The organism is Methylovulum psychrotolerans (assembly GCF_002923755.1).
In the GTDB taxonomy this organism is placed as follows: domain Bacteria; phylum Pseudomonadota; class Gammaproteobacteria; order Methylococcales; family Methylomonadaceae; genus Methylovulum; species Methylovulum psychrotolerans.
In genome coordinates this window covers 1-1,538 of record NZ_PGFZ01000071.1, presented here as the reverse complement: position 1 = coordinate 1,538, position 1,538 = coordinate 1, and the positions used below count along the sequence as shown (strand labels likewise).

At 41.4% G+C, this 1,538-nt stretch carries 2 protein-coding genes; one reads left to right on the top strand and one right to left on the bottom strand.

What is annotated here, in order from left to right; translation table 11 throughout:
• Positions 1 to 100: 100 nt before the first annotated feature.
• Positions 101 to 523 carry an ATP-binding protein gene (locus AADEFJLK_RS23615; RefSeq protein ID WP_249028132.1) on the top strand — a complete coding sequence of 141 codons (423 nt, stop codon included), beginning with the start codon at positions 101 to 103 and terminating at the stop codon, positions 521 to 523.
• A gap of 120 nt (positions 524 to 643) precedes the next feature.
• On the opposite strand, the gene AADEFJLK_RS23610 is transcribed toward AADEFJLK_RS23615, so the two are convergent.
• On the bottom strand, positions 644 to 1,123 hold the full coding sequence (locus tag AADEFJLK_RS23610) for a helix-turn-helix transcriptional regulator (protein ID WP_103976035.1): 480 nt from the start codon (positions 1,121 to 1,123) through the stop codon (positions 644 to 646).
• Positions 1,124 to 1,538: the final 415 nt, after the last annotated feature.

Genomic DNA, 1,538 nt, shown 5'->3' with positions numbered 1-1,538 from the left:
CAAACTCGGTCAGTAGCATGGCGTTCAATCCGGTCATTTTTTAACGCGGATTAGCTTAACTGCTTTACCACCCATTTTCAGCCATAAATTTGGCGGCTTTATGAAAAACTTGATGATCGAGTGTCAGGTGTTTGAAAAAATAGCCCGCGAAGGTAGAAAATTTGGTTTAGGATTGGTATTGTCTTCTCAGCGACCTTCCGAGTTATCACCGACTGTTTTGTCTCAATGCAATAGTTTTCTGCTACATAGTATCAGTAATGATCGTGATCAGGAATTAGTACATAAACTTGTACCTGATAATCTACGCGGACTATTACGCGATTTACCATCACTACCTTCACAAAATGCCATTTTGTTAGGGTGGGCATCTGAGTTACCCGTGTTAGTGCAAATAAATTCATTGCCAGAAGAGCAACGCCCAAAATCGGATGATCCAGATTTTTGGGATGTTTGGTCTGGTAAAGTAGAACGAAAAGTGACTTGGAAAGAAATTACCGATGATTGGCAGAATATTAATTTTTAAGAAAAAGAATAAGCTTTTTTAGTTTTATAACTTAGCGCGACAAACACCTAACCATTTGGCAAGCTATCACGAGATATTTGCCCGTGATCATATATGGTACATTGCTTAACTTATTCATAGCTATAACTGCTCACTGCCCACTGGTAGACTATTGATAACAACTGACTGCGGGGCGCACCTTGAGGTAGTTACTGTTTTATCGCTCCAAAAAGTTCTTAGATGCCGATGCCCATTGCAGGAAAACGCCATTAAGTCTTCTGTGCGTGAAGTCCGTTTTAAGGTTTCTGGGCTGATTTTTGAGGCATCAAAAACACAGCTACTAAATGCCTCAAAAGACACCTTTACGGTCAAATCAAAGGCTTTTGCAAGCTTGCGCAAGGTCTTGAGCGTCCAAGCACCGTAATCGACATCTTCAAGCGCACAAATACGCTCTTGTTCCATGTCGGCATATTGGGCCAGTTGTTTTTGTGTCCAACCGCGCTGTTCGCGTAGGGCTTGTATTTGTGCGGCAATCGCCATATTGGACAATTCTTCCAGATAGGCATGTGCGTATTCTTTATCCGCGAATTCTGTGGCGAGTGTCTTAAGGGATTCTTTCATGGGCGCACCTTATTTAAGAACGGCGAGTTTAGCAGCATAAAACCCGCCCCGCTATAAACTATTACCCTTTTTGTAAAATAATCAGCGACCTTGCAAAACAGGCGGTTACCTGGGTTTTTTATCCGCATTACGAATGCTTTAGTAAATTATTTTCCGATAATATTATCTATAAAGTTTATTTTACTCTATAATAAGGCAAGTATTATTGGTAAATCATTCATAAAATATCCCAAGGGCCCCCATGCTTGACTTAAATAACCCCCAAGATTTCGAGAAAGTATCAAACGACTTCCTGATTAGCAAGATGCTTCAGCCAAACCCAGTATTACGCGAAAGGACGGCGTCTACTAAAGGCATATCATTTAAGGGGCCGTATATCATGGCGATGAACCGCATCCAATTCCAACCTGGGCTG